Source organism: Streptomyces composti, assembly GCF_012034205.1.
GTDB classification, from domain to species: Bacteria; Actinomycetota; Actinomycetes; order Streptomycetales; family Streptomycetaceae; genus Streptomyces; species Streptomyces composti.
This window is the reverse complement of sequence record NZ_JAATEM010000038.1, coordinates 23,146-36,892: the sequence shown is the minus strand read 5'-3', so window position 1 is coordinate 36,892 and position 13,747 is coordinate 23,146. Positions and strand designations below refer to the sequence as shown.

The following is a 13,747-nucleotide window of genomic DNA, read 5'->3' as shown; positions in this document are numbered from 1 at the left end:
GAGCTGGAACGGGGGCGGGCGGGAATGAGCAAGCGGCGGACGCAGGGCATGCTGCGTTTGATGGCGAGCGGGGAGCCGGTGGAGGTCACCAGCCCCATGGCGTCCGTGAAGACGCTGGCCAGGCTCGCCTTCATCGCCCAGCAGTTCGGGTACGAGTACGCCGATGTGCGCACCGGCGGGTACAACAACTCCTCGCTGGTGATGCTGATCGTGCCGGACCCGTCGCCGCAGGCGCGGGCGCGGGCCGCGCAGAACTGGGCGCAGTACCCGAACGCCGGCGACGGGGTGTCGCTGCCGCCCCTGGTGCCGGACGCGGTGGAGCTGCTCAAGGCCCGCATCAACTTCGACCTCACCGGCAGGAGCGCCGAGAAGCGGATGCTCTACGGGGCGATCGGCACCACCGTGGGCGCGGTGGTCGTCGCGCTCAGGAGCGGGGGTGACGGGCTGCTCTGGGGTGGTCTGTTCTGGGCCCTCCTGATGGGCATCCTCGCCGTCGGGTTCGTCGTCACCCGGCGGCGCAACGCCACGTTCGCAGCCCGGCTCCAGGCCGCCGGATTCGTCCAGGTCACCGACGAGACCGGGCGGCTGCGCTATCTGCCGCCGGGCGGGCAACTCCCCGGTCACGGCAATCCGTTCGCCCAGCAGCAGCCGCAGTACGGCGGGCAGCAGCCTCACTTCCCGCAGCAGGAGTCCCAGTCCCAGCAGCAGCCGCAGTACGGGCAGGCCCAGACCGCGTACGGTCAGCAGGCTCCCTACGCCCAGCCCCAGCAGCCGCGGATGCCCGCACCGCCCGCCGCGCCCGCGTACCCCCAGTACCCGCAGCAGGCTCCGTACGGCCGGCAGCCCCAGTACGCCCAGCCCCAGCCGCCCCAGCAGAACCCCCACTGGCAGCCCCCGCAGGGCTGACGCACCGGCGGCGCGGCACCCGGGCCTCACGGGTCGCCGGCGGCCCATGGCGGAAACCTCTCATCACGCCCTTTTCCGGGGTGAGAGCAACGTTCCCTCGCGGTCACCGGGTGCCACAGACCGGAAACGCCACCTCCCTACCTTCGGGACGCGGGACCAGCCCCGAGCGGCATCGTCCGCACCCCGGAGAACGTGGAGGCGTCATGACAGCACCAGGCCGCTGGATCCAGCACTGGGATCCGGAGGACGAGACCTTCTGGAAGACCACCGGCGAGAAGGTGGCCCGCCGCAACCTCTGCTTCTCCGTGCTGTCCGAGCACATCGGCTTCTCGGTGTGGACCATGTGGTCCGTGCTGGTGCTCTTCATGGGCCCCGAGTACGGACTGAGCCCGGCCGACAAGTTCCTGCTGACATCGATGGTCACGCTGGTCGGCGCGGTGGTCCGCATCCCCTACACCTTCGCCGTGGCGGTCTTCGGCGGCCGGAACTGGACCGTCGTCTCCGCCGCCGCGCTGCTGGTGCCGACCGTCGCCGCGTTCGCCGTGATGGAGCCGGGCACCTCCTTCTCCACCTTCCTGCTGGTCGGCCTGCTGGCGGGCATCGGCGGCGGCAACTTCGCCTCCTCCATGACCAACATCAACGCCTTCTTCCCGCTGCGGCAGAAGGGCTGGGCGCTCGGCCTGAACGCCGGCGGCGGCAACATCGGCGTCCCGGTCATCCAGGTCGCCGCGCTGGCCGTCATCGGCGCCGGCGGCGGGCCGCGGGTGCTGCTCGGCGTCTACATCCCGCTCATCGTGGTCGCCGCCGTGCTCGCCGCGCGGTACATGGACAACATCGCCTCGGTGAAGAACGACACCGGGGCCGCCAAGGAGGCCGCGAAGGACGCGCACACCTGGATCATGTCCTTCCTCTACATCGGCACCTTCGGCTCGTTCATCGGCTACAGCTTCGCCTTCGGGCAGGTGCTGACCACCCAGTTCGGCCGCACCCCGCTGCAGGCCGCCTACGTCACCTTCATCGGCCCGCTGCTCGGCTCGCTGATCCGCCCGGTCGGCGGCCGGCTCGCCGACCGTTACGGCGGCGCCCGGATCACCCTGTACACCTTCGTCGCCATGGGCGCGGCCACCGCGGTACTGATCGCGGCGTCCATGCAGAAGTCGCTGGCGCTGTTCACCGTCGCCTTCGTGGTGCTGTTCGTGCTGACCGGGCTCGGCAACGGCTCGACGTACAAGATGATCCCCGGCATCTTCCAGACCAAGGCGCTGGCCAAAGGGCTGCGCGGCGAGGACGCCGCGGCCTACGGGCGGCGGCTCTCGGGAGCGTCCATGGGCCTGATCGGAGCGGTGGGCGCGCTCGGCGGAGTCGGCATCAACCTGGCCTTCCGCCAGTCCTTCCTCTCCTACGGATCCGGCACCGGTGCCTTTGTCGCCTTCCTCGCGTGCTACGCGGTCTGCTTCGTGGTCACCTGGTCCGTATACCTTCGCCGCCGGCCGGCCCCGGCGATCACCACCAGCCCGGCCACCGAGGAGAAGCCGCAGCTCAGCTACGCCGAAGTGTGACGTAACACGGGTGACATCGAGCCGAACCGAGCCTGTCACGGATCATTGACAGGCTCGGTTCGGCATGGAGGCGGAGCCGCGCCTCACGCAGCACGCCGACTCGAGTGCGGGACGAGAGCCATGTACGACGAACCACAGCGAACGGACCACGGGCCCCTCGCGGGTTTCACCGTGGGCGTGACCGCCGCGCGCCGCGCCGACGAGCTCGGCGCGCTGCTGCAGCGCCGCGGGGCCGCGGTGCTGCACGCCCCCGCCCTGCGCATCGTGCCGCTGGCCGACGACAGCGAACTGCTCGCGGCCACCAAGGAGATCATCCAGCAGGCACCGGACATCGCCGTGGCCACCACGGCGATCGGCTTCCGCGGCTGGGTGGCCGCCGCCGACGGCTGGGGGCTCGGGGAGGATCTGCTGGCGCGGCTGCGCGGGGTGCGGATCCTCGCCCGCGGCCCGAAGGTGAAGGGTGCGATCCGGGCGGCCGGGCTGACCGAGGAGTGGTCGCCGGCCTCCGAGTCGATGGCCGAGGTGCTCGACCGGCTGCTCGAGGAGGGCGTCGACGGGCTGCGGGTCGCGGTCCAGCTGCACGGCGAGCCGCTGCCCGGTTTCGTGGAGGCGCTGCGGGCCGGGGGAGCGGAGGTGGTGGGCGTGCCGGTCTACCGCTGGCTGCCGCCGGAGGACCTCGGGCCGGTGGACCGCCTGCTGGACGCGACCGTGGCCCGCACCCTGGACGCGGTGACGTTCACCAGCGCACCCGCCGCCGCGTCCCTGCTGTCCCGCGCGGAGCACCGCGGCCTGCTGGACGAGGTGCTCACCGCGCTCCGCCACGACGTGCTGCCCGCCTGCGTCGGCCCGGTCACCGCGCTGCCGCTGCAGGCGCGCGGCCTGGACACCGTGCAGCCGGACCGCTTCCGGCTCGGCCCCCTGGTGCAGCTGCTCTGCCAGGAACTCCCCGCCCGCGTCCGCTCGTTGCCGGTCGCCGGGCACCGGCTGGAGATCCGCGGCCACGCCGCCCTGGTGGACGGCGACCTGCGGCCCGTGCCGCCGGCCGGGATGTCGCTGCTGCGTGCCCTGGCCCGGCGCCCCGGCTGGGTCGTCTCCCGCGCGGACCTGCTGCGCACCCTGCCCGGCGCGGGCCGCGACGAGCACGCCGTGGAGACCGCGATGGCCCGGCTGCGCAACGCCCTGGGCACCCCCAGGCTCATCCAGACGGTGGTCAAGCGCGGCTACCGCCTGGCCCTCGACCCGCACGCGGACGCCAAGTACGCGGACGCCTAGGCCACGTACGCCGGCGCCTCGCCGTGCCGGGCGGGCGTGTGGTCCACGTCAGCCCGGGCGCACCCGGCGTGCAGGCGAAGCGGCCGGAGGGGTTCCGGGCGCGGCGGCGGGCGGGCACTGTAGGGAGAACGGTTGCTCTGGGCTCCTCCTCGCATCCCACCGGCCCTCACACGACCGGGGTGCACCTAGGCGGTGACGGGAACATGGCGCTGGGAACCTCCACGGCGGCGCAGGCGTACGAGCTGCGGTTCGACACCGGGCGGATCTGTCTGGACCTCCTCGCCACCACGCATCCGGTGGAGCGGCTCGGCTCGCTCGAGGTGCTGCGTGCCTGGATCACCGGGTCCGGTCTGGTGCCGCCCGGCACCTCGCTGGCGCACGCCGATCCCTCCTGGCCGGCCGCCTTCCGTGAACTGCGCGGCTGGCTCGGCCCGTTGGTCCGCAGCCGGCCGGCGCCGGGCAGCGCCTCCTGGGACCGCGCGCTCTCCCGCGTCAACGACCTGGCCCGTGCGGCGCCGCCCGCCCCGTGCGCGGTGCCCGGGGACGACGGCGCGCTGGTGCGGTGCCTGGACGGGCCGCCGGGGCTGGCCGCGCTGCTGGCGGCGGTCGCGCGGGACGCGGTGGACCTGCTCACCGACCCGGTGGCACGGGCGAGCCTGCGGCAGTGCGAGGGCGACAACTGCCCCATCGTGTACGTCGACACCTCACGGGGGCGCAGGAGGCGCTGGTGCTCCAGCGAGGTCTGCGGGAACCGGGAACGGGTGGCCCGGCACCGACGCCGCGCGGCGCTCACCCGGACCTGAATGACCGTGATGTTCCTTCTGCGGCAGGGCTTCCGGAAAATCCCGCGCGTGATTTCGCTAACACGAAGTTTGGTTGCCTTGGGGTACGGGTAAAGGCGCCGGACCCTCGATTGTGGCGGAAATGTAAAGAGGGATCGGGGGGAATGTGGTCGCATGTCTGGCTCGTCACGTCACCGCTGAGAAAACTGTCACCTCGCGTTGAACATCCAACGCCCCCCGCACGTACCGCTTGTCGAGCGACCGACTGGGGGATCCCCCGGACACCGGAGGTGGGCGTGCGCAAGGATGCGGCCGTGGCCAATGAACGTGGATCGAGGGCCCGACATCGCATGTCCTCACAGCCCTCGGAACCTGACGAGGAGCTGATGCGTGCTCTGTACCGCGAGCACGCCGGCCCCCTGCTCGCCTATGTGCTGCGGCTGGTCGCCGGAGACCGGCAACGCGCCGAGGACGTCGTGCAGGAAACGCTCATCCGTGCCTGGAAGAACGCCGGTCAGCTCAATCGGGCGACCGGTTCGGTACGCCCCTGGCTGGTGACGGTCGCCCGGCGCATCGTCATCGACGGCCACCGCAGCCGGCAGGCCCGGCCGCAGGAGGTCGATCCGTCGCCGCTGGAGGTCATCCCCGCGGAGGACGAGATCGACAAGGCGCTGTGGCTGATGACGCTGTCGGACGCGCTCGACGACCTGACCCCGGCTCACCGGGAGGTGCTCGTCGAGACGTACTTCAAGGGGCGTACCGTCAATGAGGCGGCAGAGACGCTCGGCATACCCAGCGGCACCGTCCGCTCCAGGGTGTTCTACGCCCTGCGTTCGATGAAGCTGGCACTGGAGGAGCGGGGGGTGACGGCGTGATGAGTGTGTACGGGGGAAACCAGGGATTCGGCGCGGGTGGTGCGGGTATGTCTGGTCCCATGAAGGGGACACCGGTGCCGAACGAGCACGAGACCGTCGGCGCCTACGCCCTCGGTATCCTCGACGACGCCGAAGCAAGCGCTTTCGAGATGCACCTCGCGGGCTGCGAATGGTGCGCCCAGCAGCTCGACGAACTCGCCGGCATGGAACCGATGCTGGCCGCGCTCGCGGACATGCCCGGTTCGGGCACCCCCTCCGTCGGCGAGTCGCTCTCCGCCAAGCCGTCCCCGCGCGTGGTGGAGAAGCTGATCGACGAGGTCGCCGAGCGCCGCGCCAAGAAGCGCCGCCGCAACTTCTACATGGTCGCCGCCGCGGGCGCCCTGATCGTCAGCGGCCCGTTCGTGGCCGTCGCCACCAGCAACGGCGGCGACTCCGGCTCGGGCGGCGGGGGCACCAGCACCACGCTCTCGGCGAACCCGGCCAAGGAAGCCTTCGACCTGATCCCCGACAAGATCACGGCCACCGACCCCTCGACCAAGGTCGCCGCGACCGTCGCCCTGCAGAAGAAGGACTGGGGCACCGCCACGGTCGTGGAGATCAAGAACGTCAAGGGTCCGGAGAAGTGCTCGCTGATCGCCGTCGGCAAGAACGGCGAGCGGGAGACGGTCACCTCCTGGTCCGTCCCGGACTGGGGCTACGGCCTGGCCGACGCCAAGACCGACAAGGCCAAGCAGCCGCTGTACGTGCAGGGCGGCGCCTCCTTCGAGCCGAACCAGATCGATCACTTCGAGATCATGACGTTCGGCGGGGAGAAGATCGTGGAGATCGACGCGTAGAGCCTTCTGCCCCACCGGCCCGCGGGACGTCGAAGGGCGGCCCGCCCGCGTCCGCGGGCCGGTCCGGACGAAAGGCCCGGCCGCCGCCGTAGCCTCGCACGGCCCCCTTCGCGTACGGTTGACGGCTGCCCAGCACGTCAGAAGGGGGCCCGGTGGCCGCTCAGGCTCAGCAGGAAACCGCGGTCGTTCACGACTCCGTACGCGACCGTGAGATCCGCGTCGAACAGGAACACCTGGACCGGGTGTACCGACGCCTCGAGGAGAAGATCCACGAGGCCGAGTTCCTCATGCGCGACGCCGCCCAGCGCGGCCAGGTCGGCACACCCGGCGCGCTCGCCGAGCGTGACGCCCAGGTCTTCCGCGCGGGTCTCCACCTGAACCGGCTGAACAGCGAGTACGAGGACTTCCTCTTCGGCCGGATCGACCTGCTGCGCGGCAAGGACGGCAAGAAGGGCCCGGACGGCGCCTACACCGCCGTGGAGCCCGCCGAGGGCGCCGTCCGCCCCGACAACACCGCCGACATCGCCGAGACCCTGCACATCGGCCGCATCGGCGTCCTCGACGAGGACTACGCCCCGCTGGTCATCGACTGGCGCGCCCCGGCCGCCGCGCCCTTCTACCGCTCCACCCCGGTCGATCCCGGCCGGGTGGTGCGCCGCCGGGTCATCCGCTCCAAGGGCCGCCGCGTCCTCGGGGTCGAGGACGACCTGATGCGCCCCGAGCTGAAGGCGTCCCTGGACGGCCGTGAGCTGCCCGTCATCGGCGACGGCGCCCTGATGGCCGCGCTCGGCCAGGCCCGCACCCACACCATGCGGGACATCGTGGCCTCCATCCAGGCCGAGCAGGACCGGGTGATCCGCGCCCCCGCCGCCTCGGTCACCCACGTCGAGGGCGGCCCCGGCACCGGCAAGACCGCAGTCGCCCTGCACCGCGCCGCCTACCTGCTCTACCAGGACCGGCGCCGGTACGCGGGCGGCATCCTGATCGTCTCGCCCACCCCCCTCCTGGTCGCCTACACCGAGGGCGTGCTGCCCTCCCTGGGCGAGGAGGGCCAGGTGGCGATCAGGGCCCTCGGCTCCCTCGTCGACGGAGCCGAGGCCACCCTGTACGACTCCCCGTCCGTGGCCCGCGTCAAGGGCTCGTACCGCATGCTGAAGGTGCTGCGGAAGGCCGCCCGCGGAGCACTGGAGCTGAACGATTCACCGGAGCGGCTGCGGGTCGTCGCCTTCGGCCGCCGCCTGGAGCTCCAGACCGCGGAGCTGGAGCGGATCCGGCGCACCGCGCTCGGCGGCACCGCACCGGTGAATCTGCTGCGCCCGCGCGCCCGCAGACTGCTCCTGGACGCCTTGTGGGAGCGCTCCGGCGCCGCGAACCGGCACACCGACCCCGAGCTCGCCGCCGAGCTGCGCTCCTCCTTCGACGAGGACATCACCTCGGAGGACGCGTTCATCGCCTTCCTCGACGCCTGGTGGCCCGAGCTGACACCGGCGGCCGTGCTGGACGCCATGGCCGACGAGCGGCGCCTGGTCCGCTGGGCGCGGCGCGTCCTCGACCAGGGCGAGGCCCGCGCGGTGGCCCGCTCGCTGCGCAGGGACGGCTTCTCGGTGCACGACATCGCCCTGCTGGACGAGCTGCAGGCCATCCTCGGCACCCCGCCCCGGCCCCGCAAGAAGCGCGAGATCGACCCGCTGGACCAGCTCACCGGCCTGGAGGAGCTGATGCCGGTGCGCGAGGAGACCCAGCGCGAGCGGGCCGAACGGCTGGCCCAGGAGCGCGTCGAGTACGCCCACGTCATCGTCGACGAGGCGCAGGACCTCACGCCCATGCAGTGGCGGATGGTCGGCCGCCGCGGCCGGCACGCCACCTGGACGATCGTCGGGGACCCGGCCCAGTCCTCCTGGTCCGACCCGGACGAGGCCGCGCACGCCCGCGACGAGGCGCTCGGCAGCCGCCCGCGCCGCCGTTTCGAGCTCACCGTGAACTACCGCAACCCGGCCGAGATCGCGGATCTGGCGTCGAAGGTGCTCGCCCTCGCCATGCCCGGCTCGCGGGCGCCGCGCGCGGTGCGCTCCACCGGCGTGCAGCCGCGGTTCACCGTGGCGGACGGCGATCTGGGCGCCACCGTGCGAGCGGAGGCCGCCCGGCTGCTCGAGCGGGTGGACGGCACGGTCGGCGTGGTCGTCGCCATGCAGCGCCGCGCCGAGGCCCGGCGCTGGCTCGAAGGGCTGGGCGACCGGGTGGTGGCGCTCGGCAGCCTGGAGGCCAAGGGGCTGGAGTACGACGCCACGGTGGTCGTCTCCCCGGCCGAGATCGCCGACGAGTCCCCGGCCGGCCTGCGTGTGCTCTACGTCGCCCTGACCCGCGCCACGCAGCAGCTGACGGTGGTGTCGGACGTGCGCGACGAGCCGGACGCCCAGGGCGTGCCCGACCTGCTGCGGGACTGATCGGTGAATCCGCTGCCGGACCGGGCCGAGGGCTGCGCCGGGACGTGACCGCGGCCGTGCCCCGGGACGGAACCGGGGATCGGTGCCGGGGCCGTACCGGGGGGCGCACGGGAGCAACCGGGGGAACGCCGCCCCGCGCGGGAATCGCCCTGCGCGATCCGTTTGTTAGCCTGGGCGTGACACCGGCCCGATCCAAGCCCCCGGGCCCAACCTTCGTCGCTTCGAGCGACCACTTGCCGCGAGGCGAGCATGGCGGGTCGGTGTCGTGAACGCCGGAGAGGCCCACGTCGAGGAAGTGACGTGGGCCTCTTTCGTTGCCTCAGCGCCTCTCGTATTGTGGAAGTCAGTTTCCGTCAGCGGGAAGTGCGCTTTCGTACGCCCGTGAACAAAACGTCCGTAATCCGAGGTGGTTACCGCGTACTCAGCGGTAGGTGCGACGATCGGACGGCACAACAGAGCGACACGGTGAAAGCAGAGGAAGTCGGCCATGGCAACGGCGCCCAGCGTCTCCTACTCGATGACCATTCGGCTGGAGGTGCCCGCGAGCGGAACGGCCGTCTCGCAGCTCACCACGGCCGTGGAGTCCTCCGGAGGCTCGGTCACCGGCCTCGACGTCACCGCGTCCGGACACGAGAAGCTCCGCATCGACGTCACCATCGCCGCCACCTCGACCGCGCACGCCGAGCAGATCGTCGAGCAGCTCCGCCGGATCGAGGGCGTCACGCTCGGCAAGGTCTCCGACCGTACCTTCCTGATGCACCTCGGCGGCAAGATCGAGATGGCGTCCAAGCACCCCATCCGCAACCGTGACGACCTCTCCATGGTCTACACGCCCGGCGTGGCCCGGGTCTGCATGGCGATCGCCGAGAACCCCGAGGACGCCCGCCGGCTCACCATCAAGCGCAACTCGGTCGCGGTGGTGACGGACGGCTCCGCGGTGCTCGGCCTGGGCAACATCGGCCCCAAGGCCGCGCTGCCCGTGATGGAGGGCAAGGCCGCCCTGTTCAAACGCTTCGCCGGCATCGACGCCTGGCCGATCTGCCTGGACACCCAGGACACCGACGCGATCGTCGAGATCGTCAAGGCCATCGCCCCCGGCTTCGCGGGCATCAACCTCGAGGACATCTCCGCCCCCCGCTGCTTCGAGATCGAGGCGCGGCTGCGCGAGGCCCTGGACATCCCCGTCTTCCACGACGACCAGCACGGCACCGCCATCGTCGTGCTCGCCGCCCTCACCAACGCCCTGCGGGTCACGCAGAAATCCATCGAGAGCATCCGCGTGGTGATGTCCGGTGCCGGTGCGGCCGGTACCGCCATCCTCAAGCTGCTGCTCGCCGCCGGCGTCAAGAACGCCGTGGTGGCCGACATCCACGGTGTGGTGCACGCCGGCCGCGAGGACCTCGTCGACGCGGCCCCCGGCTCCGCGCTGCGCTGGATCGCCGACAACACCAACCCCGAGAACCTCAGCGGCACCCTGAAGGAGGCCGTGCGCGGCGCGGACGTCTTCATCGGCGTCTCCGCCCCGAACGTCCTGGACGCCACCGACGTCGCCGCCATGGCCGACGGCGCCATCGTGTTCGCGCTCGCGAACCCGGACCCCGAGGTGGACCCGGCAATCGCCCGTCAGACGGCGGCCGTTGTGGCCACCGGACGCTCGGACTTCCCGAACCAGATCAACAACGTGCTGGTCTTCCCGGGTGTGTTCCGCGGCCTGCTCGACGCGCAGTCCCGCACCGTCAACACGGAGATGATGCTGGCCGCCGCCAAGGCGCTGGCGGACGTGGTCACCGAGGACGAGCTGAACCCGAACTACATCATCCCCAGCGTCTTCAACGACAAGGTCGCGGGCGCGGTCGCCGGAGCGGTGCGGGACGCCGCCAAGGCGGCCGGTGTCGCCGCCCACTGACGCGCACCCCTGGACCACCGGCGCCCGCGCCCGGCCGCGGGTGTACCTCGCCGGATCACGGGAACACGGTGCCGGACCGCCGGAACGCGCGGGAAGGACGGGGCAGCGCGGGAAAGCGGCGCCGACCGGCTGTGAGGAGCGCCACGGCGTGCGGAAACGGCGCGTCGCGGAACCTCAGGGTCCTGGCCGACCTCTAGTGTGGCGACCAGGGCCTGCCGTTCGGATCAGGTCGCAGGAGGTCTGCGGCACCTCGCCGACGGTGGTGACCCCGCGTCAGCGGGCTGATCCCGGCGGCAGGGACCTGGGCCTGCGTGTGACACTCACGAGTGTTCTCACGACTCCTGCGGGTGCCGGATTGGCTTTCCCGCCGCAGGTGGAGGCAGGATGCCTCCCTGGGCGCGAGGGTTCGACGTCGGACCCGGGTCCGGGGCCTCACCGAGAACCCTGGCAGCATCGGCTTGGCCGTGCCCGACATGCGGCCCCGCCGCGTGGCACGCCTCAACGGCAAGAAGAACACGGGAGTAACAACATGAACCGCAGTGAGCTGGTGGCCGCGCTGGCCGACCGCGCCGAGGTGACCCGCAAGGACGCCGACGCCGTGCTGGCCGCGTTCGCCGACATCGTCGGCGATGTCGTCTCCAAGGGCGACGAGAAGGTCACCATCCCCGGCTTTCTGACCTTCGAGCGGACCCACCGCGCCGCTCGTACGGCTCGCAACCCGCAGACGGGTGAGCCGATCCAGATCCCGGCCGGGTACAGCGTGAAGGTTTCGGCGGGCTCCAAGCTGAAGGACGCGGCCAAGGGCAAGTAAGGGCACCCGAGCAGACTCCGGCCGGGCGCCCGGGGCGGCCGCCGGTCCTCGTGACCGGCGGCGCGCATCCGGCGCCCCGTCAGGGTGCTTCAGCAAAGCCGATGGGGCGGTCACCCGGGTCCGGGTGACCGCCCCATCGGCGTGCGGATACGCGGGCGTCAGCCGAGCGCCTTGCCCGGCAGCTCCGCCTTCGCGCCGAGCTCGACCAGCTTCTCCATGAAGTTCTCGTAGCCCCGGTTGATCAGCCCGATGCCGTGCACCCGGCTGGTGCCCTGGGCGGCGAGCGCGGCGATGAGGTACGAGAAGCCGCCCCGCAGGTCCGGGATGACGAGGTCGGCGGCCTGCAGCGGGGTCGGGCCCGAGACCACCGCCGAGTGCAGGAAGTTGCGCTGGCCGAAGCGGCAGTCGGAGCCGCCCAGGCACTCGCGGTAGAGCTGGATGTGGGCGCCCATCTGGTTGAGCGCGCTGGTGAAGCCCAGCCGGGACTCGTAGACCGTCTCGTGGATGATGGACAGGCCCGTGGCCTGGGTCAGGGCGACCACCAGCGGCTGCTGCCAGTCGGTCTGGAAGCCGGGGTGCACATCGGTCTCCAGCGCGATGGACTTCAGCTGGCCGCCCGGGTGCCAGAAGCGGATGCCCTCGTCGTCGATCTCGAAGGCACCGCCGACCTTCCGGTAGGTGTTCAGGAACGTCATCATCGAGCGCTGCTGGGCGCCGCGGACGTAGATGTTGCCCTCGGTGGCCAGCGCCGCGGACGCCCAGGAGGCGGCCTCCAGGCGGTCCGGGATGGCGCGGTGGGTGTAGCCGCCGAGTTTCTCCACACCGGTGACCCGGATGGTGCGGTCGGTGTCCATCGCGATGATCGCGCCCATCTTCTGCAGCACGCAGATCAGGTCCTCGATCTCCGGCTCCACGGCGGCGTTGGACAGCTCGGTGACGCCCTCGGCGAGGACGGCCGTCAGCAGCACCTGCTCGGTCGCGCCGACCGACGGGTAGGGCAGCCGGATCTTGGTGCCGCGCAGCCGCTGCGGGGCCTCCAAGTACTGGCCGTCGGCGCGCTTCTCGATGGTGGCGCCGAACTGGCGCAGCACGTCGAAGTGGAAGTCGATCGGCCGGCCGCCGATGTCGCAGCCGCCCAGACCGGGGATGAAGGCGTGCCCCAGCCGGTGCAGCAGCGGGCCGCAGAAGAGGATCGGGATGCGCGAGGAGCCGGCGTGGGCATCGATGTCGGCGACGTTCGCGCTCTCCACCGACGTCGGGTCCATCACCAGCTCGCCCGGCTCGTGCCCGGGGCGGACCGTCACTCCGTGCAGCTGCAGCAGACCCCGTACGACGCGGACGTCGCGAATGTCCGGAACATTGCGCAGCCGGCTCGGAGCGCTGCCGAGCAGCGCGGCCACCATGGCCTTCGGTACGAGGTTCTTCGCACCGCGGACACGGAGCTCGCCCTCCAGCGGGGTTCCGCCGTGGACAAGCAGTACGTCATCAGCGCCGTTGACGGTCATGAATCTCGCGTTCCGTGGAGTAGGTCGGGGGCCAGGAGGGAAAGACTAATCGCCCTCCACCCCCCTTCTGTAAGCCCGAGCACGGACCAGCCACGTCATGGATCTGTCACAACACGAACCGTTCACCGGCGTGTGCGAGCGGTCACCGGCCGGCCCCGTGCGCCGGGGGTGCTTCCGTCCCCCCTGAGCTGCGTTCACTCCCGTACCCGCATTGCCTCCCCACACGCGGCGAAGATGCGGGATCATGTCTGGCATGACCGAGGTGTCCTCGCTCACAGGGCGGCTGCTCGTGGCCACCCCCGCCCTGGCGGACCCGAACTTCGACCGCGCGGTGGTGCTTCTCCTCGACCACGACGAGGAGGGCTCGCTCGGTGTCGTCCTCAACCGCCCGACCCCCGTCGACGTGGGGGACATCCTGGAGGGCTGGGCCGACCTGACCGGCGAACCGGGTGTCGTCTTCCAGGGCGGACCCGTCTCCCTCGACTCGGCCCTCGGCGTGGCCGTGGTGCCGGGCGACGCGGACGCCGAGGCGGCACCGCTCGGCTGGCGCCGGGTGCACGGCGCGATCGGCCTGGTCGATCTGGAGGCCCCGCCGGAGCTGTTCGCCTCCGCGCTCGGCTCCCTGCGCATCTTCGCCGGGTACGCCGGATGGGGCCCCGGCCAGCTGGAGGAGGAGCTCGCCGACGGCGCCTGGTACGTCGTCGAGTCGGAGCCCGGCGACGTGTCCTCCCCGTCCCCGGAGCGGCTGTGGCGCGAGGTGCTGCGCCGCCAGCGCAGCGAACTCGCCATGGTCGCGACCTATCCGGACGACCCGACGCTCAACTGAAGCGGGTGCGCTTCAGTACCCTGGG

At 71.7% G+C, this 13,747-nt stretch carries 11 protein-coding genes; 10 read left to right on the top strand and 1 reads right to left on the bottom strand.

The window, feature by feature from the left end:
- Positions 1-24: 24 nt before the first annotated feature.
- The 9 genes from HCJ93_RS25960 to HCJ93_RS25920 all read left to right on the top strand — a co-directional run bounded on the left by HCJ93_RS25960 (position 25) and on the right by HCJ93_RS25920 (position 11,391).
- Positions 25-906: a hypothetical protein gene (locus HCJ93_RS25960; RefSeq protein WP_167998252.1), complete on the top strand. Its 882-nt coding sequence runs from the start codon at positions 25-27 to the stop codon at positions 904-906.
- A gap of 203 nt (positions 907-1,109) precedes the next feature.
- Positions 1,110-2,465, top strand: a complete 1,356-nt coding sequence (locus tag HCJ93_RS25955; RefSeq protein WP_167998251.1) for a nitrate/nitrite transporter — start codon at positions 1,110-1,112, stop codon at positions 2,463-2,465.
- A gap of 120 nt (positions 2,466-2,585) precedes the next feature.
- Complete coding sequence (locus HCJ93_RS25950) at positions 2,586-3,737, top strand: uroporphyrinogen-III synthase (RefSeq protein ID WP_167998250.1); 1,152 nt, start codon at positions 2,586-2,588, stop codon at positions 3,735-3,737.
- Positions 3,738-3,940: 203 nt separating this feature from the next.
- Positions 3,941-4,540, top strand: coding sequence for a CGNR zinc finger domain-containing protein (locus HCJ93_RS25945; protein ID WP_167998249.1), 600 nt, complete (start codon positions 3,941-3,943; stop codon positions 4,538-4,540).
- 269 nt (positions 4,541-4,809) lie between these two features.
- Positions 4,810-5,394: a sigma-70 family RNA polymerase sigma factor gene (locus HCJ93_RS25940; RefSeq protein ID WP_030167252.1), complete on the top strand. Its 585-nt coding sequence runs from the start codon at positions 4,810-4,812 to the stop codon at positions 5,392-5,394.
- Positions 5,394-6,230: an anti-sigma factor family protein gene (locus tag HCJ93_RS25935; RefSeq protein ID WP_373563615.1), complete on the top strand. Its 837-nt coding sequence runs from the start codon at positions 5,394-5,396 to the stop codon at positions 6,228-6,230. Before HCJ93_RS25940 ends, HCJ93_RS25935 begins: the two co-directional genes overlap by 1 nt.
- A gap of 152 nt (positions 6,231-6,382) precedes the next feature.
- Positions 6,383-8,674, top strand: a complete 2,292-nt coding sequence (locus HCJ93_RS25930) for a HelD family protein (RefSeq protein WP_167998247.1) — start codon at positions 6,383-6,385, stop codon at positions 8,672-8,674.
- A gap of 487 nt (positions 8,675-9,161) precedes the next feature.
- Positions 9,162-10,580, top strand: coding sequence for an NAD-dependent malic enzyme (locus HCJ93_RS25925; RefSeq protein ID WP_167998246.1), 1,419 nt, complete (start codon positions 9,162-9,164; stop codon positions 10,578-10,580).
- Positions 10,581-11,109: 529 nt separating this feature from the next.
- The gene (locus HCJ93_RS25920) at positions 11,110-11,391 is read left to right on the top strand and encodes an HU family DNA-binding protein (RefSeq protein WP_167998245.1); all 282 of its coding nucleotides are present in this window, start codon (positions 11,110-11,112) and stop codon (positions 11,389-11,391) included.
- Positions 11,392-11,549: 158 nt separating this feature from the next.
- Here HCJ93_RS25920 and murA read toward each other — a convergent pair whose 3' ends face one another.
- Positions 11,550-12,896: a UDP-N-acetylglucosamine 1-carboxyvinyltransferase gene (gene murA, locus HCJ93_RS25915; protein ID WP_167998244.1), complete on the bottom strand. Its 1,347-nt coding sequence runs from the start codon at positions 12,894-12,896 to the stop codon at positions 11,550-11,552.
- Positions 12,897-13,149: 253 nt separating this feature from the next.
- On the opposite strand from murA, the gene HCJ93_RS25910 reads away from it, so the two are divergent.
- Positions 13,150-13,722, top strand: a complete 573-nt coding sequence (locus HCJ93_RS25910; RefSeq protein WP_167998243.1) for a YqgE/AlgH family protein — start codon at positions 13,150-13,152, stop codon at positions 13,720-13,722.
- Positions 13,723-13,747 lie beyond the last annotated feature (25 nt).